Source organism: Vibrio sp. S9_S30 (genome assembly GCF_014694455.1).
Lineage (GTDB): Bacteria > Pseudomonadota > Gammaproteobacteria > Enterobacterales > Vibrionaceae > Vibrio.
Map to the genome: position 1 here is coordinate 199,697 of NZ_JAAUWT010000009.1, position 17,824 is coordinate 217,520.

The following is a 17,824-nucleotide window of genomic DNA, read 5'->3' on the forward strand; positions in this document are numbered from 1 at the left end:
CGTTACTGTGCAACGTATGGTTATCTTTACTTGAAGAAATGGAAGCCTAAAATAAATTTCATCAATTTTAAGATTTATTTAAAAGCTGGCTGAAGATCAATGAAAGAGAACACCGTCATTGACGATGAAATATGAAATCAATAGCTTCAGAATGCCATCGAAACTTCGAAAGGATAATGAATATAAGGGATGGAGTCCTATATGAATTGGCTGAGTATAAGATCTCGATGTTTTAATTTTTGGAATTATTTTTTACTCGTATTCCATTATCTGTTGTTTAAATGCTTATTTTATTAAGCGTTTAACTGTGCCAGTAATTTATTTTATTTATATACGTCATTGCGAATTATCGCAGAATTTCTGACATCTAAATAAAGATAATACAGGAGAACATAATGAAAACCTTGAATATTTCTAAATTGTCGCTTGCAGTTGCATTTACTCTGTCTACGGCGCCAGTTTTAGCTCAATCGTCACTTCTAGAAGACTTCGAAGGGCGCATCTTGTCCTACGCGGAGTTTGTCGATAATGAACGAAACCAAAAAATGTTGATGACATTTGGGGAGCAATCTAAAGCGGGTTCCATCGCATTTAACCTTGACCATACGTGTGGCTATGTTTCGGGTACGCTAAACCTGAATGATCCTGCCAACTCGGATAGTCGTGAGATAAATATCAAACTCAACAAGTTTGGTAGTACCCATGCATGCAGCGCGGAGGATTTTAATGAACTTCGAACGCTGGTAACCGCAGACGACGTTTTCTCCCTTAGGCTCTTTACTCAGGAAACATACTTCTCTTCTAAAACCACTGGTTCTAATTTGAGATTTAGTGATGTGACAAAAGACGCAGAGGAGCAACGTGCTCGACAGGCGATACTCGATTCTTACTGGATAAAAGAATACGATCCTGAAACGGACACTAACTACAAGGAGCCGACCTCCGCTTCTGTTTATGAGTACTTGAAAGGAATTCAGCACCCGCTAGACCTTTCTAAGTTTGTGGGCCCCGAAAGTTCGGTTGTTCACCATCAGGGGTTACGAATCTTTAGCAGCGATAAAACACCTACAGGGATCGCAACAGAAACCCTTGTTTACTCGTTCAAGGTTTCAAATGAAACAGTGGGTGGGAAGGCTGGAGCAGGGACTAAGTTCTTTTTCGACGAGAGGACAGATAGAGATGCTTTCGATTTGACACAAGGGTCTATTGAATTTGGTCATTTTTTCTGGGCTTCGAGGATAGGTTTGAGTTGGCCTGGTCTGCTGCAATCTAAAAACCGTTTTAACGTTAATGGTCATTCGTTAACGCTGTCTTCCGATGATGCGTCTAGCAGACCATTTAAGTATAAACGTTTTATTAAATCGGCCACTATTGAAGACCTAAAAAATACAGATTGGACAGGTAGCATAGAAAACGAAAAGGTTACGGCGAAGTTTACCAGCCACTCCTTGGACACGATGATACTGAATGTGGAAAGTGCAAACTCTAAAGCTCTTGTGAAACTGAGCGCGAATAAGAGCGGTTCGCTCGATAAAGCGGAAGTTGTGAGTGCATCCAGAGGGCATGCTGTGACCACAACGTTGAACAATACTTTACCAGAAGCGAAGTTGGTTGTTTTGGATTACTCCGATGCGAATAACCGTAAGCTTCATATTGTTACAGAAAGTAAAATCTTCTCACTGACTGAGAAAGGCGCATCGACTCCTATCACTTTTAATTAAATTCGCTTTTTAGGCTAACCAAGCCCTCTGATAGCCCAATCGAATAAACGATTGGGCTTTTTTCGTTTTATTTCTTTCAACGTAAGTGACCATGATGTTCCCATTTTTGGCGATATTGACCAATCTTTCCTTGATGTTGTGTCTTTTACCATGATCGCTATTTTGCCATGATCGTTATTTTCTATGGAGGCTACCGAGCAATTTTCGGTGCCATAGTCAAAACCTATGCACATGTCATTTTCCTTATTTGAGTGAAAAAGGTCGCGATTCTACATGAAAGTATGTCATGACGAAACCTTCAATATTATTATGAATGAAAGCCACACCTAATAAATAAGATATACCGTTCTGAAATAAGGCTAATTAAGTCACTTGGGTGTATTTAAGTCATTTTGGTATATAAGGAACCATTATTTACTGTGTATCATATTGTAATATTTATTTGAAATGGTGTTTCAAAATAAATTTCATTAATTTTAATATTTATTTAAAAGCTGGCTGAAGATCAATGAAAGAGAACGTTCTCATTGACGATGAAATGCAAAATCAATAGCTTCAAAATGCCATCGAAACTTCGAAAGGGCAATGAATATAAGGGATGGAGTCCTATATGAACTGATTGAGTAGAAGGTGTTGGTGGTTTGATTTTTGGAATCATTTTCTGATCGCATTCCATTTTCTGTTGTTTTAATTCTTATTTTCTTAAGCAAATAATAACTTCAGATGCCCATTTTGTTATACGTCAGTGCGAATTCAAACAGAATCTCTGACGTTTTAAAAGATAATACAGGAGAACATAATGAAAACCCTGAATATTTCTAAATTGTCGCTTGCAGTTGCATTTACTCTGTTTACGGCGCCAGCTTTAGCTCAATCGTCACTTCTAGAAAACTTCGAAGGGCGCATCTTTGCCTATGCAGACTTGGTCGATAATGAATTAAACCAAAAAATGTTGATGACATTTGAAGAGCACTCTCAAGCGGATTCCATCGCATTTAGCATTGACCATACGTGTGGCTATGTTTCGGGTACGCTAAACCTGAATGATCCTGCCAGTGTTTCGGGTGGTGAAGTGAATATCAAACTCAACAAGTTTGGTAGTCCCCATGGGTGTAACCTTGAGGAGAATGATGATCTTCGAACGTTGCGAACCGCAAACAACATTGAGAGTGATCGTGGGCCGCTCACCACGAAAGTGGTACTGTCTTCTAAAGGCACTGGTTCTCAGTTGAAATTTCTTGATGTGACAAAATACGTAAACAAGCGACATGCTCGACAGGCGATACTCGATTCTTACTGGGTACACACGGACACGGACGCCGAGGAGTTGGGCTCCGCTGCCGTTCATACGTACTTAAAGGGAATACAGCAACTGCCACGAACAGGAGCTTTGGTTACTCACAATCGCGGGCTACGAATCCATGAAAGCAATAGAACAGATACAGGTATCTCAACAGAAACCTTTTTGGGCGGCTCGCACAAGATCTCAAATGAATCGGTGGATCTGTTCGCAAATAACAGTCCAGGAACTAAATTTTCTTTCGATAAGAGGACAGATGCAGATGAATACGATTTGACACAAGGGTCTATTCATATTGGTAAATTGAATGTGCCTCATAAGATATTTTATCCATGGGCTGTGCTGCTGCAATCTCAAAACCGTTTTCAAATTAATGGCAATTCGTTAACGCTGACTTCTGATAATGCGTCTAGCAATCCAATAATGTTTAAACGTTTTACCAAAGTGGCCAAGATTGAAGACCTAAAAAATACAAATTGGGTTGGTAGCATAGGAAACGAAAAGATTACGGCGAGGTTTACAAGCCACTCTTTGGACGAGATGCTACTGAAATTGGAAAGTAAAAATTTCGAGGCTTATTTGAGACCGAGCGCGAAGAATAAGAGCGGCTCGCTTGATAAAGCGGAAGTTGTGATTGCACCCAGTGGGCATGCTGTGACCACAGCGTTGAACAATGCATTACCAGAAATGAAGTTGATGGTTTTGGACTACTCGGATGCGAATAGCCGTCGCCTTCATATTGTTACGCAAAATGAAATCTTCTCACTGACTGAAAAAGGCGCATCGACTCCCATCACTTTTAATTAAATTCGCTTTTTAGGCTAACCAAGCCCTCTGATAGCCCAATCGAATAAACGATTGGGCTTTTTTCGTTTTATTTCTTTTAACATAAGTGGTCATGATATTCCCATTTTTTGGCGATATTGACCAATCTTTTCCTGATGTTGTGTCTTTTAACATAACCGCTATTTTACTATGGACGCTACCGAGCAATTTGCGGATGCTTTCATTAAAATTTATGTGCATGTCACCTTCCGTATTTGAGTGAAAAAGGTCGGTGATTCTACATGAAAGGATGTGATGACGAAACTTCAAATATTTTCATGAATGACAGCTCCACCTAATAAATGAGATATACCGTTCTGAAACCCGCATATTTAAGTTACTGGGCATATGTAAGTTATTTGGGTATGTTTAAGTTATTTGGGTATGTTTAAGTTATTTGGGTATGTTTAAGTTATTTGGGAATGTTTAAGGCTTCAATTGTTACTGTGCAGTGTATTGTTATTTTTATTTAAAATAGCAGTGTAAAATAAATTTTATGAGCTTAAATATTTATTTAAAATCTGACTAAAGATCAATGAAATAAGATGTTCTCATTGACGGTGAAATTCAAAATCAATAGTTTGTGAATACCACCGAAACTTCGAAATGGCAATGAATATAAGGGATGCAGTCCTATATGAACCTGCTGAGTATAAGGTGTGGATGTTTTAATTTTTGGAATGATTTTCTAATCGAATTCCAATTTCTGTTGTTTAAATTCTTATTTTCTTAAGTATTTAATCATGCCAGTTATCTATTTTTTTCCATACATCATCAGTGAAGATTCACACAGAATCTCTGACGTTGAAAAATAATACAGGAGAACATAATGAACACCTTGAATATTTCTAAATTGTCGCTTGCAGTAGTATTTACTCTGTCTACGGCGCCAGTTTTCGCTCAATCGTCACTTCTAGAAAACTTCGAAGGGCGCGTCTTGTCCTACTCGAAGTTTGCCGATAATAAATTAAACCGAAAAATGTTGATGACATTTGAAGAGCACTCCCAAGCGAATTCCATCGCATTTAGCATTGACCATACGTGTGGTTATGTTTTGGGGACGCTAAACCTGAATGATCATGCCGGCGTTTTGGGTGATGAGATAAATATCGAAATCAATAAGTTTGGTCGTACTCGTCAATGCAGCACGGAGGAGTTTGATGATCTCCGAACGTTGCAAACCGCAGACAGATTTCAGGGTCGTAGACAGATTGGCGTAAAATTTTATCTGTCTTCTAAAGCCACTGGTTCTGAGTTAGAATTTGCTGATGTTACACAAGACATAAAGAAGCAACGTGCTCGACAGGCGATACTCGATTCCTATTGGGCAAGAGGAGTCGACACTGCACCGGAGTATTACTTAACGAAAGAATATCCGGTTGATAAATACTTGCAATCAGTTCAACAACTTCCAGCAGACTTCCCATTTTTAGTGGTTCACAATTTCGCATTACGCATCTTTGAAGGCTATAACCCCAATGGTATCTACGCAGAAACCTATCTGGTCACTGCGGGGAGTATTGGCAATGGATGGCCAGACTCTGGTGAGCTATTCGAAACTTCACAGACTAAGTTTTCGTTTGATAATACACATGGTTTTACCCAAGGTTCTATTGAATTTGGTCCTTTTAGTTGGTCACGTCGCATAAATGTTATTTGGCCTGATGTACTGAGATCTAAAAACCGTTTTCAAGTGAATGGCGATTCGCTAACGCTGTCTTCCGATACTTCTGAGGACGACGTTAAGTTTAATCGGTTATTCAAATCGGCGAAAATCGAAGACCTCAAACATACAGAATGGGTGGGAAATATAGCCAGTGAGAACGTAACGGTGAAGTTTACAAAACACTCCTTGGAAGAGATTATCCTGAGCGTGAAAGGGGTAGATTCTGAAACCCTCGTGAAATTGAACGCAAACGACAGAGGTTCATTTCATAAAGCGGAAGTTGTGAGTGATATCAGCCAGCATGCTTTGGTAACAACGCTGAACAACGCATTACCAGACATGAAATCGGTTGTTCTGGATTACTCTGACGCGAATAACCGTAAGCTTCATATTATTACACAAACTGAAGTCTTCTCGCTGACAGAGAAACGCGCGTCGATTCCTATCATTTTTAATTAAATTCGCTTTTTCGGCTAACCAAGCCCTCCGATTGCCCAATCGAATCAACGATTGGGCTTTTTCGGCTGCGACTTCCAGATCACGCAGCATTTGCGACAAGCTTTCGATCGCTGTATTCGTACAAACGAACTACAGAAAGATCTGGTAACTCGCAAATGGCCCCCGAACAACGTCTCAATACAGCGCAGATGTAAGGTTGTTTGCGTCTATATGGCACACTCAGTTATATGGCACACTCAGTAAAACAAACATCAAACCACTTCAATGTACCCCATCAACCCCGTTTTCATGTGTTCGATAACGTGGCAGTGATACATCCACCTTCCGCGATTGTCGGCAACAAATGCGGCGCGTGCATTCCCATTTTTTCCGAGCAAAACGGTATCGGTGTGGAAGGGTTCATCTAACTTTTTGCCGTTCATTTCCAATACAGTGAAGGTATGCCCGTGTATATGAATAGGGTGGTGATATTGGGTAACGTTCCTTAAATTGAATAGGTAGGTTTTTCCAAATTCCAGCGTGGCGAGAGGCGCTGGAATGGTGTCTTTGCTCATGCCTTCCCAAGCCCGTTTGTTCATAAGCCAGAATGTTGTGTTGACTTCACCATTTTTCTTGGTGGGAGAGATTGCCCCTTCCCACTCAAAGACAAAATCGATTTCGGTTGCGTTGTCCAAATCAAGTGCGGGAATGGGGTTGAGAGGCAAAATAGGAAAAGGCTTTCTTTCAACAATATCAGAAGCAATGGACTCGAACTCGCACAGTGGGAATGGAGATTGTCCTTTCAAAAAACGCACATAAAATCGCTCGCCTTGTTTAGGCGCGTGCACCACTAAATCCACTCGCATTCCAGGGCTGATCTTATGCGCGGTTAATTTGTAGGGGGTTTTGATGGGATTGCCATCGATGGCGATAACCCAAGCTTCTGCCCCTTCAACCATAATCGGGTAGGTGAGCGTGTTATCCACATTCGCTATGCGTAGGCGCGTAGTGGCGTTTTCTTTCAGTTGATAAAGCGGCTCATGCTGACCATTCACGGTGCCCCATTCTCCGGGGGTGCCCATTCTGGCACTGTAGCGCGGGATGATGAGCTTTTTCCATTGCCCTTGCTTGTTTATGTGCCAGTGCTTGAGAAGCAGTGTATGTTCTTCATCAAAGATAACGGGGTGTTCCTCTTCAACAATAATGGCACCGACCAACCCCTTACCAAGTTGAACCACACTGTTGACGTGGGGGTGATACCAGAAAGTACCGGCGTCTGGGGGGGTAAAGGTGTAGGTAAAGGTTTCACCCGGCAGAATCGGGGGCTGGCTTAGGAAAGGGACGCCATCCATTTCAATGGGAATGCGCAGCCCGTGCCAATGGAGAGTTGTCGGCTCTTTCAGTTTGTTAGTGAAAATAATGGTGACAGGTTCGTTCTGGCGGCAGCGAAGGGTAGGGGCGGGGATGCGTCCATTGAAACCCATGACATCGGTTTGAAACCCATTCACTAATTCGGTGGTGGTTTCTTCCGCGGTGAGTTCGTAGATCCAACCTTTCTTTTTACTGTGACTTGCTTTGGTTACGGTACAAGCTGGAAGCGCAAACAGAGAAGAGATAGCCAGCCCTGCTTGAAGCAGCCTGCGTCGACGGATATCCATAATTTCGTTCCTGATATTAGGGCGTGTTGGTCTTCGTGGTTAAATTTTGCGTGAAACCATAACACATTTGGTTTAAATCCCCTGATGCCTTCGTTAAACTGGCAGCAGATTAATTAAATTGGATTGGTAATGGCTAAATTAACTCTTCAAGAGCAGATGCTGAAAGCTGGCTTGGTAAATGAAAAGAAGCTGAAGAAAGCGAAAAAAAACTCAAAGAAATCTCGTGTGCAAGCACGTGAAGCGAAAGCGGCTGCAGAGGCGACAAAAGCGGCGCAACAAGCGAAAGACAAAGAACTCAGTCAGCAGCAAAAGGAACTGAAGTTAACCAAAGAGATCCGCGCTCAGGTTAAGCAGTTGATCGAAATGAACAAGCTTGATCTGAAAGAGGGCGACATCAAATACAACTTTACCGACGGTAAGCGAATTAAATCTTTGTACGTGGAGTCGCTTGTACGTGACCAATTGCTAAAAGGTATTCTAGCTGTGGCACGTTATGAAGACGGGTATGCCGTGATTCCCGGCGTGGTGGCGACCAAGATAGCAATGCGTGATGAAGAATCCATTATTGAGAACAAGTCGACAGAAGAAGAGATCCCAGCGGAGGACGATCCATATGCCGATTTCGTTGTACCGGATGACTTGATGTGGTGATTTCCCACATTTTTGCAATATATCGACCTTTTAAAAGCAGCGGAAACGCTGCTTTTTTTTGAAGCTTTATTCTCCCAAAGTGAGGCGATGATACCGACGTCGACGTCAGCTTTTTTTCCGTTTACCAAGCTCGATTCGCTGCCAAAAAACACACACGCCAACTGGTGCCATCAGGGAATATTGGTCGCTGTATTGGATTTTTTTTGGGGCTTTTCTTGAAACAAGCCTCGCAGCCATCGCTGGGCTGGGCGCTCGATACCGTGATAACTCAAAGTCGACACGATAATGGTCATCGCAAGGAATACGGTGATGCCTATGAGCCCTGCGCTCCAAGTCGTTTGTTCATACCACCACGCCAGTTTTTCAGGGGCGACGTAATGAATCAGCTCTGTGCCCGCAAGCAGCAGTACGGCATGCCATAGGTAGACAGAGTAAGATATGTCGCCAAGGAACTGAGTGACTCGGTTGTCCAATATTCGAATCAACCTTTGCTTTGGCTTCATCTGAACGGCAGATATCCCCACCAATAAGGTCATAAAGACATAAGTGGACATTAAAGAAAGCGAGCTTGAACGAAAGTGCATCGAAAACACCACGCCCACAACCATTGCCCAAACCCAGAATCCGCCCTGACATTTCGCCATCCAACCGTGGCTGACATTGCTGCACATCCAAGCGCCTAACATAAATCCGCTTGCACCTCGGATTAATGCCTCCGCAGACTTGGTGTGATCCAAACTATTGGATTGCGCCACTAAGGCGTACACCATTAGCAAAGCAATAACAGGGACAACATAACTCCGACCAAAAGGTTTCAGCAGCGTAAGCGCTATGGCAGGGAAGCACAAATACACCAGCCATTCGATACTGAGAGACCATGACGATATGTTCCAACTGAGACCACCAGACGTTTCCATGCTTTGCAGCATCAGCAGGTTTGAAAGAATGGCATCGCCACGGTTATATGGCCCCTCAAATGGTGCTTGCCCAGCGAGATTCCATTTTTCCATCAACGGACCCGCATAAAATAGAATACCTTCACTGGCTTTAAAGCTTTCCCACGCAATAAGCGTTAATAGGGTAATGAGGAATAAAGGATAAATACGGCTGAAACGGAGCCACATAAACTGTCGCCAATCGGTGAGCGTAACGCCATCCTTGAAGGTATTCCGGTAGACATGAATCATCACGTACCCACTAAGAATGAAGAACAAATCGACCCAGATGTAACCTCGTTCAAGAAAATAGGTGTAGCCCGCAATCGAAGATTTCCATTGAGGAAATAAAACAAGCCGCGCGTGGTAGAGCACCACAAACAAGGCTGCAAAACCTCGCAGTGGAGTCAGTAAGGGTAACGAAGATAAGGATGACGTAACCATAGAGACACCGATTGTGTTTTGATAATGTAATATCAGTGTCTTACACGTAAGAAAAAGAATACCAGTGGAGCTTGGTTAAGCTTTGTTAATGTTTGGTGTTGCTTCGCATTTTGATAAAGTTTACAGAAAACTGTCGGGCATGGGTTTTAAAGAGATATGTCGGTTTTCTTCTAATGTGTTGTTTTTGATTGAGCGCCTATACCCGACTTGAAATTGATAATGGGAGTCCGAGCTATAATATGTTTCTGTTGAATTGGTATTGTAGGTTAAACACCTTCCCGCTTTATCCTTAATCTGTATTGCAGCGGCAGCTATCCATTTCCATTTTCGATCAATCATGATGACCTCCTAGCGTTATTGAATTGCAGCACACGCTATTTTTTTAAAACGCCATTTTAATAACATTGAATTCATCCTACTCTCAAAAAATGCAACCTTATTACGCAAAACATTACATTTATAAAATGGGAATAATTATTGTTTTCATTTTTAAGAATGATGGGTGTGTAGATGAATAGATGGGAATAAGTTGGTTCAACGACGCTGGTTTTTAAAGTAGGTGCCACTAAATCAAAGAACCGTGATCGGCCCCTATACGACCGCCAGACATTGTTATGCTATTGTTAAATATGGTTATTAAATCAATAGGATGGAGGGCCGAGACGGTACCTTAATATGGCAAAGATTGAGTCAGTGATTTTGGTTGTGTCAAACATAGAATTAGCAGTAATGTGAAAAAGGAACCATGACATGAAAACAATCCTTAGTCTTTCGCTAGCAGGGTTCATAGTGATCACCATTATTGCGTATGCTGTGACACCGGTTCCGACACTATTTCGGTATATCGCGAGTGCTGAACGGAGCATGGCAGGTCTAGAGCTAAAGCAAGTTAACGTCGGCGAGCTAGACATCGAATACCTTCGCGGGGGGAGTGGTCCTACGCTGGTTTTACTCCATGGATTTGGTGCAGATAAAGATAACTGGATACGACTCTCTGGCGAATTAGTAAAGGATTTTGACGTCATCGCGTTGGATTTACCGGGTTTTGGGAACAGCACGCAGAGCATGGCATTAGATTACGATGTGCGCTCTCAAGTTGAAAGGGTAAAGCAGATAACCGAAGCACTAAACCTAGCTGAATTTAGTTTGGCTGGCAGCTCAATGGGGGGATACATAGCGGGGAACTTTGCGGCTCAGTACCCAAATGCGATTGAACATTTATGGCTTATCAGCCCCTTTGGTGTTGAAAACTCAGAGGCAAGCGAGATGTTTACTGCCACCAAGAAGGGGGAAAATCCCATGGTCTTGCCCCGAACAGAAGCTGAGTTTTTGGATCTGCTCGATTTTCTGTTTGTTGACCCGCCGTTTATCCCTTCTCCTATCGTGAAGCATTTGGCAAGTAAAGCGAAAGAAAGGGTTGAGATAAACACCAAAATCTTCGAACAAATACATCGAATGAAAAATGGCGAGCCTCACCCCGATTTACCGTTGGATCGCACCTTAGTAAATTATAGTGGTCCTGTACTGATAACATGGGGCGAGCAAGACAGAGTGCTGCACGTTTCGGGAGCATCGGTTTTAAAACAAATCATCCCACACGCTCAACTGGATATCGTTCCTAATGTTGGTCATTTACCCATGGTAGAAACCCCTTCTGCCACGGCTCAATCGTTTCTGTCGTTTGCTGAAGAGCACTAGGTCTTAGCGTTTCTCTGCATAGTCAAATCAAGGGAGGTTAGTTATTGGTCTCCCTAACTACCCCTTACAGCATGTCTTTGGGCTTTGTTGTGGAGGGCAAGGTGCGATGCCATACGAGCAATATACGCAGCAGTCCCCTTGTTTCGGCTTTAATCACTGGTGGTCGTGCTCACATTCGTAAAACCACTGACAGGCGTTGGTGGCAGCGCGGCTAACTCTGACCATAATATCGGTGAATTTGGCTAATCGCCGCGAACCCCAGTATAACAAGCAAACTGATCCATAATGTGGCTTGGGGAGACTGTGCTGCCAACACACCCGCGAGGTAACTGCCAGCCGAGACGGCACCGATTTTCATGGCGGCGATCCACATAAAGACCTGAGAAGCACTTTCAGGAGGGGCGTATTCCGTTCTTGCCGCTAGAGTTGCAGCAAAGAAAAAAGCATTAGCGATACCACAAACCAGAAATGCCCCGAGCCCAAGCGAATAGGACGTGGCAGTTACGATAAGTAAGATCCCCACCGCGACACCGAGAGCGGTGATCGTCATGCTCGGGTCGGCTTCTTTTTGATTCGGCCAACGGATTAAACATATCGACCCCAGTAAGTTCCCGATGCCATATCCACTCACGAGTGTTGCAGCGCTGGCTGGGTCTTGCTGCCAGCCCGACACTAAAAAGATGGCGCAAATTGGCAACGCCGCCAAAGAAAAAGAAGTGGCCATGGTGAGGTAAAGCGTGCGGCTTAACGCGCCGTTTCGAAGGAGCTGCTTTGCAACCACAGCGACGGATGGCACGGCTTGGTTATTGCTGGCTTTGTGCTCATGTTTGGGCAGCCTCATCACCAAAAAGGCGGTGATCAAAGGCAGCATTGCGATGGTTGCCACGGCGACCTGAGCATTGAGGGTTTTGGTCAGAAAGGCCACCAGCATGGGACCTATGGTTGTGCCTATGGCGTAGCAAGCAACATCCCACCCCTGAGCTTTTCTTCTTAATTGCTGATGGGTTTTGAACAGGTGAGTAAGTTGCCCACTGATGCCGCCCATCAAAAAGGGACCAGAACCACCGCAAACCACTAAAATGGCGACCAGCACAAGGTAAGGAAGTGTAGGGAAAAAGAGGGCGGCCAGCGCCAAAAACACACTGTAGCAGCAGGCGGCGTAGGCGATTAACTTGCGAGAATCGTTCACCGTATCCAGACAGCGCCCCCAAATGGGTCCTAATAAATGCGGAGCCGTAAGGCACGCAGCCAGTATGCCAATCTGATTGCCACTCATTCCCTTTTCCGCCGCTAAAATCAAGATACCAACCGTGGCGGCACCTGTTGCCGTTCGTGCAAAACTGGCAAGAATAGCGAATAGGGTAAGCAGAGCAGACGTGTGATTAAGCTTAGGGTGATGGTGGCTGATACTGCCCATACTCTTGCTCCTACTCTCTTTTCTTCTTTCTTTTTTCTTGAGTTTTATATCAGTTCTAACTCTGAAATCAGCGTGTGAAGGCGGGCTTGCGAATCAAGATCAAGCCCAGTGAGGGGAGCGGGTAAACAAGGAGCTTCGGTGTACCCTAATATTTCCGCAGCGGTTGCCATGACGCGCATTCCGCCTAGGTTCTGAGAAAACAGATCCCATAACGGCGCATAGTTCAATGAAAGCTCCGTAGCTTGTGAGGCCGTGCATTGTTGAGCGTGCTGGAAGATGTACTGAGCAGTGCGAGGGAACAGCCCCGCCAGTACGGAATACCAGATATCACAGCCAGATTGGATGCCCGAAGGGGCAAAGGCATCACCACTGACACCAATCGTGACATCGGGCGGCAGAATGGCTTTGAGTTGTTGGATTCGTTGCTCACCATTGTCTTCAAAAGGCATACCCGGGAACTTGATGGATTTGATCATTGCCAACTTCGCGATTTCGGCGTGAAGCTCGTCGGTGAACGTGAAGTGGGTCGCGGGTGGGTTATCGTAAACACAAATCGGCACCGACACTTGCTCAGCAACACGTCGGTACAATTCATACACTTCGTCTTCGGTTAAGCGCTGATAAGAAAGAGGTGCGAGCAACAGCCCTTTAACTCCGAGTTTTTCGGCTTGCTCGGCATTGGCGAGCACGTCCCGTAGCCTTAGTGAGCCAATCCCCGCTAACACTGGCACATGCTCTGTGTGTTCTACCGCAATTCGGATAGCCTGTTCTTTTTCTTCAGTGTTCAAGTAAGGGTACAGCCCCGTCGAACCGAGCGCACAAATGGAATCGAGATTGGCGTCGACTAAGCGGTTAATCAAATTGGCGTAGGCCGTGTGATCCAACCGTTCGTGAGTGAAAGGGGTGATAGGGAAGCCACTTAATCCAGTAAACATATCGCGTATTCCTTCAAGCAAAGAGGTGGTAAGGGACGCTAAATGTTTGAAGCCATGCACAAGGGGATACACGCCATCCTGCAAAGGGAAAGTCACAGTGGTATTATTGTCATAGTGTAAAACATTTATTGTCATAGTTCGATAAACATATTGTCATAGGACAAAGATGAAGATCAAGATAAAAGGACAAACGAGCCAAGAAATTTTTGAGTCAGTCCGATCGCTGATTGCCTCTGGAGAGTTGGAAGAAGGCAGCGCGTTACCCCCAGTACGGGAGCTTGCTCAGGAAGTGGGCGTGAACAGAAACACGGTTGCTGGTGTCTATCAACGCCTAGTAAAATCAGGCTTGGCGGAAACCAAAGGTCGATTGGGTACAAGGGTAAAAGCTCGACAAGCTGCGGGCCAACATGACGGGATAACCGAAACCCAATTGGTGGATTTGGCGGATGGAAACGTAAAACGAGAATGGCTGCCCGATCTCAACCACCTTGCCCAACAAAGCGATTTTAGGCAGTGTCTTTACGGTGAATCGCCGATTTTGCCGGAAATGGAAGACTATGGCAGGAGGTGGTTTAAAGCGGATTGCCCTAAAGCAATGGGGTTCTCATTAACAGGCGGAGCCGTCGATTCGTTGGAACGTTTATTGGCAACCCATTTACTGCCGAGCGATAAAATTGTGGTGGAAGATCCGTGTTATCTCGGATCGTCCAATGCCATAAAACTGGCTGGAATGGTGGCAGTCGGAGCCCGCATGGACAGTAACGGAATGCTGCCTAGCGAACTCGACGTTCAGATAAAACAAGGGGCGCGAGCCGTGTTGTTTACCCCCCGCGCTCAAAACCCGACGGGATGCTGTTACAGTAAAGCACGAGCCAAAGAGATTCGCGATGTGCTGGCTCGATACCCTAATGTACTGGTGTTGGTGGATGACCACTATGCCTTGCTTTCTACGCAGACGTACCAAAATTTGATTGCGGACAACACGCAACATTGGGCGGTGTACCGTTCGGTCTCCAAAGGATTGGGGCCGGATCTCCGGTTGGCATGTGTTGCCGCAGACTTGGTAACGACAAAGCGGCTGCAAAGTCGTTTGATTCCAGGGATGACATGGGTAAGCCGTATTCTTCAGTCACTGGTGTTCACGGCTTTACAGTCCGACACGGTTCAAAAGCAGCTTGTTGATACCAGCGAGAAATGCCGTCAGAGCCGACAATGGTTGATCCAAGCGTTAGCAAAATATGGGCTGACCGTTCCAGAGGATAGTGACGGGGTGAATGTGTGGGTACCCGTGAAAGGTGACAGCCAAGCGTGCGCCTATGAACTGTCTAAACTGGGGTGGTTAGTCAGACCGGGCAGCCTGTATGATATTGATAGCCTATCAAACGGGTTACGGATTACCACGGTTAAGCTGGATGAACAGCAGGCTCAGAAATTGGCGAAAGATATTGTTTCGGTATGCCTATAAATAGCCTTCAAATGCAAATGCAAATGCAAATGCAAATGCAAATGCAGGAAGAGCCGCTCCTCATTAGAAAGCGTGAACTAAGTTGTCGGCAATTTGATTTGGAAATTTTGATAAGGTCATACTAACACTGCGTAAAACAGCGGATAAAAGGGAGACACCATTCTTTAGATGTAGTTAAAGAACGGTGTCTAACTCAATAATAAATAACCGATTATCGTTCCTCTGTGATGCTTTAAAGGCAATCCACTATGAGCTTATTATCGTTTTCTAAGGCAGCATCGAGTGCATCGTTTAAGTATGTGGTGAAATGTTTCCCCACCTTTTGTTGGGTATCTATAAAATGAAAGATTCATTCCGATTATGACCTAATACTAATAAATCGATGATTTTAGCCATGGATTCCAAACTGGCGTCTGGTGAACCGTGCGCTATGTGCTATTTGAACGCGATGTATTCAGGAACAAGTAAGGTTCTTTATGCTGCGGACTCAAATGAAGCCGCGAATCATGGATTTGACTACCGCAGTACTTATTCAATGTTGGTTGATTTCCCAACCCGCTGGCCAATGCGTATTAGCAAGCACCAAACAGAAGGTGCACTTGAGCCTTTTAAAATGTTAGTAGACAAGAGAATTCTAGGATGAATGATCAAATTATAGTGACTGATGATGTAAAACGGTTGTTCAAGCCCGATGGATGGAATAGACGCATTCGAATTGGAGTGGTTGTTCTTCATGCAGATGTTGGTCCCGAAGCAGATGTTGTTCCCGAAGTTGACATCCAAGCAATGGCGTCGAGTGACATCACGGTACATGCTAGCCGGATTTTCTTCTCAGCAATGCGTGCTGGTGGTGAAATGGAGGTAAGCCTACTGAACTAAGCGCGTTGGTACGCGCTTAGTGTTCCTAAGGTATTAATTTTTTAAGCCCCAGTACAAGTAGCCGATCCTTGATCTAGCCATGCACCATATTTGCCTGTGTCTGCTGGCTCTTCATTGGTTCCGTGTCTTGCTTTCCAGATTCGATCTTTCCAGCTGACTAATTCACCGGTCTTATAATCTTTTCCTCTTTGCCACGCTACTGGACAGTCGCTCTCTAGGGTTGTAGAGGTAGAAGGATCCTTCACCTTTGCTTTCAATATGGCAGTATAAACTGTGTTATCTGTTCTATCGACGGTGAAGTTTAATTTCACTTCAGCGGTGCCCGCCGCGGTAGCGCCAAAGGTCGCCTGAATAGAACATGATTTGCCAGGGAGAAGTGGTGCTGTTGTACATTTATCGATGGTCATGACTGGGGTTTCGGCGACACCTGAACCAGTTAGTGTTGCGGAAGTAATGTTAAATTCCGCTGTGCCAGTATTACGAATAGTAAAGAAGTGTTTTTTGGTTTGCCCAAGCTCGAACCCTTGAGCCTGAACCAAGTTCTTGAAGTTGATGAACACTTGGTCATCTGGGGCATTTATGACTCCAGAGATCCAATCGTAGAAGTGTGCGATGTTACTGTACACACCATATGTATTCGGTCGAGCACAGCCGACTCCCCAACTGCTCACTCCGAGCTGGGTGATTTGACCACCTTGGTTTACCACAATAGGACCGCCGCTGTCGCCCTGGCAAGCATCTTTTCCACCTTCAATATAGCCTGCACAGAATGCCGATGTGCCAATGTCGCCCTTTTGGAAAGTGCCACCTAAGGCATTACAGGTTTCTTTCGATACAAAAGGCAAATCCACTTCCTGCAATACTTTTGGATTCTTTCCTTTCTCTTGTAAGAGACCAAGCCCTGCAACAGTCAGTGGGTCGCCCTCTCGGACGTACTGGTTCAAGCTGTTTTGCGCCAAGTTTACACTACTAAAGCCTGTGGGTATGGTGCTCAACTCAATCACGGCAATGTCATTTATAAATTTTTCATGCACATAATCTGGGTGCATAAACACGCGTTTTACTTTAAAGCGTGTGCCTTCTTTACTTCCATACTTATACCCGCCCAGTTTCACTTCAAAAAAGGAAGGCCCTCGATTTCGCACGCAGTGAGCGGCTGTGAGTATAAAGCCTTTACCAATGTACGAGCCACCACAAAACGTCCGCTCGCGGTAAGGGTAAATAAGCTGAGCGTAGAATGGCCAATCGGCAGGATTCGCATCGATGCCGTTTACAATTCTTGGGGTGATTTCGAAAGCGTTTGCCGTCATAGGCAGCAAAAAGCTGGTGGCTACCGCTATCAAGCTGAGCTTCATCTGTGATTTCATTTATTATCCTTTTTTATTTGCTTTTGCCTCAAACCCTTATCTATTCGGGTATGTGCTTTTTTGAGAATCGGTATGGTAGTCGCCTGTTTTTTCATCAACAAATAAATTTCGAAAATAATTGGTATTTAATAAATATTATGCACTGGGTATCAAAAGGCTAGCTGAAACAATACAGTGAACAGACATGTTAGGGTGATTTTCATTCGAAATTATCGATAGTTAATGCACTGAATTTTAATAATATTCACTTAATTTCGTCATGTTTTACGTATCGTTAAGCGCTTTCGCTCTGTACTACGCGACGGGATCCTAGTCGTGATGGATTATGCATTGATTGTCTAGACACGTGAGGTATGGATATGGATGGTTTGTTGTTCAAGGCTCCATTTTATCCTTTTAGGGGCAGGTAGCCCTTAAATAGCACA

General features: G+C 44.3%; 15 protein-coding genes and 1 pseudogene. 8 read left to right on the plus strand and 8 right to left on the minus strand.

Annotated features, from left to right (window positions below; all coding sequences use genetic code 11):
• Positions 1-395: 395 nt before the first annotated feature.
• Positions 396-1,721 (plus strand): hypothetical protein, encoded by a 1,326-nt coding sequence (locus HC752_RS12865; protein ID WP_190335563.1) that lies wholly within the window; start codon positions 396-398, stop codon positions 1,719-1,721.
• 14 nt (positions 1,722-1,735) lie between these two features.
• Here HC752_RS12865 and HC752_RS12870 read toward each other — a convergent pair whose 3' ends face one another.
• Positions 1,736-1,954 (minus strand): hypothetical protein, encoded by a 219-nt coding sequence (locus tag HC752_RS12870; protein ID WP_190335564.1) that lies wholly within the window; start codon positions 1,952-1,954, stop codon positions 1,736-1,738.
• A gap of 566 nt (positions 1,955-2,520) precedes the next feature.
• Between HC752_RS12870 and HC752_RS12875 the strand changes: the two genes are divergently transcribed.
• Both HC752_RS12875 and HC752_RS12880 read left to right on the plus strand, forming a co-directional pair.
• Positions 2,521-3,828, plus strand: coding sequence for a hypothetical protein (locus tag HC752_RS12875; protein ID WP_190335565.1), 1,308 nt, complete (start codon positions 2,521-2,523; stop codon positions 3,826-3,828).
• 847 nt (positions 3,829-4,675) lie between these two features.
• On the plus strand, positions 4,676-5,971 hold the full coding sequence (locus tag HC752_RS12880; RefSeq protein ID WP_190335566.1) for a hypothetical protein: 1,296 nt from the start codon (positions 4,676-4,678) through the stop codon (positions 5,969-5,971).
• 251 nt (positions 5,972-6,222) lie between these two features.
• On the opposite strand, the gene HC752_RS12885 is transcribed toward HC752_RS12880, so the two are convergent.
• Positions 6,223-7,608, minus strand: a complete 1,386-nt coding sequence (locus HC752_RS12885) for a multicopper oxidase family protein (RefSeq protein ID WP_190335567.1) — start codon at positions 7,606-7,608, stop codon at positions 6,223-6,225.
• Between the two features lie 129 nt (positions 7,609-7,737).
• On the opposite strand from HC752_RS12885, the gene HC752_RS12890 reads away from it, so the two are divergent.
• Positions 7,738-8,259: a DUF2058 domain-containing protein gene (locus HC752_RS12890; protein WP_190335568.1), complete on the plus strand. Its 522-nt coding sequence runs from the start codon at positions 7,738-7,740 to the stop codon at positions 8,257-8,259.
• Between the two features lie 170 nt (positions 8,260-8,429).
• On the opposite strand, the gene HC752_RS12895 is transcribed toward HC752_RS12890, so the two are convergent.
• On the minus strand, positions 8,430-9,638 hold the full coding sequence (locus HC752_RS12895) for an acyltransferase family protein (protein WP_190335569.1): 1,209 nt from the start codon (positions 9,636-9,638) through the stop codon (positions 8,430-8,432).
• A 120-nt stretch (positions 9,639-9,758) separates the two neighbouring features.
• Complete coding sequence (locus HC752_RS12900) at positions 9,759-9,977, minus strand: hypothetical protein (RefSeq protein WP_190335570.1); 219 nt, start codon at positions 9,975-9,977, stop codon at positions 9,759-9,761.
• 411 nt (positions 9,978-10,388) lie between these two features.
• On the opposite strand from HC752_RS12900, the gene HC752_RS12905 reads away from it, so the two are divergent.
• Positions 10,389-11,336 (plus strand): alpha/beta fold hydrolase, encoded by a 948-nt coding sequence (locus HC752_RS12905; RefSeq protein ID WP_190335571.1) that lies wholly within the window; start codon positions 10,389-10,391, stop codon positions 11,334-11,336.
• Positions 11,337-11,393: 57 nt separating this feature from the next.
• Here the strand turns inward: HC752_RS12905 and HC752_RS25285 are convergent.
• From HC752_RS25285 to HC752_RS12915, 3 genes and pseudogenes are all read right to left on the minus strand, one after another.
• Positions 11,394-11,480, minus strand: a pseudogene (locus HC752_RS25285) (hypothetical protein); the annotation flags it as partial.
• Positions 11,481-11,547: 67 nt separating this feature from the next.
• A complete protein-coding gene (locus HC752_RS12910) occupies positions 11,548-12,753 on the minus strand; it encodes an MFS transporter (RefSeq protein WP_190335572.1) in 1,206 nt (401 codons plus the stop codon).
• A gap of 44 nt (positions 12,754-12,797) precedes the next feature.
• Positions 12,798-13,688, minus strand: a complete 891-nt coding sequence (locus HC752_RS12915; protein ID WP_190335573.1) for a dihydrodipicolinate synthase family protein — start codon at positions 13,686-13,688, stop codon at positions 12,798-12,800.
• A gap of 166 nt (positions 13,689-13,854) precedes the next feature.
• Here HC752_RS12915 and HC752_RS12920 point away from each other — a divergent pair, with 166 nt between their 5' ends.
• The 3 genes from HC752_RS12920 (at position 13,855) to HC752_RS12930 (ending at position 16,032) form a co-directional block, all read left to right on the plus strand.
• Entirely contained in the window at positions 13,855-15,153 is a 1,299-nt protein-coding gene (locus HC752_RS12920; protein ID WP_190335574.1) for an aminotransferase class I/II-fold pyridoxal phosphate-dependent enzyme, read from the plus strand.
• Positions 15,154-15,547: 394 nt separating this feature from the next.
• Positions 15,548-15,796 carry a nucleoside deaminase gene (locus tag HC752_RS12925; RefSeq protein WP_190335575.1) on the plus strand — a complete coding sequence of 83 codons (249 nt, stop codon included), beginning with the start codon at positions 15,548-15,550 and terminating at the stop codon, positions 15,794-15,796.
• Positions 15,793-16,032 carry a hypothetical protein gene (locus HC752_RS12930; RefSeq protein WP_190335576.1) on the plus strand — a complete coding sequence of 80 codons (240 nt, stop codon included), beginning with the start codon at positions 15,793-15,795 and terminating at the stop codon, positions 16,030-16,032. The genes HC752_RS12925 and HC752_RS12930 overlap by 4 nt, the downstream gene beginning before the upstream one ends.
• 41 nt (positions 16,033-16,073) lie before the next feature.
• Here the strand turns inward: HC752_RS12930 and HC752_RS12935 are convergent, their stop codons facing one another.
• A complete protein-coding gene (locus HC752_RS12935) occupies positions 16,074-17,399 on the minus strand; it encodes a trypsin-like serine protease (protein ID WP_190335577.1) in 1,326 nt (441 codons plus the stop codon).
• Positions 17,400-17,824 lie beyond the last annotated feature (425 nt).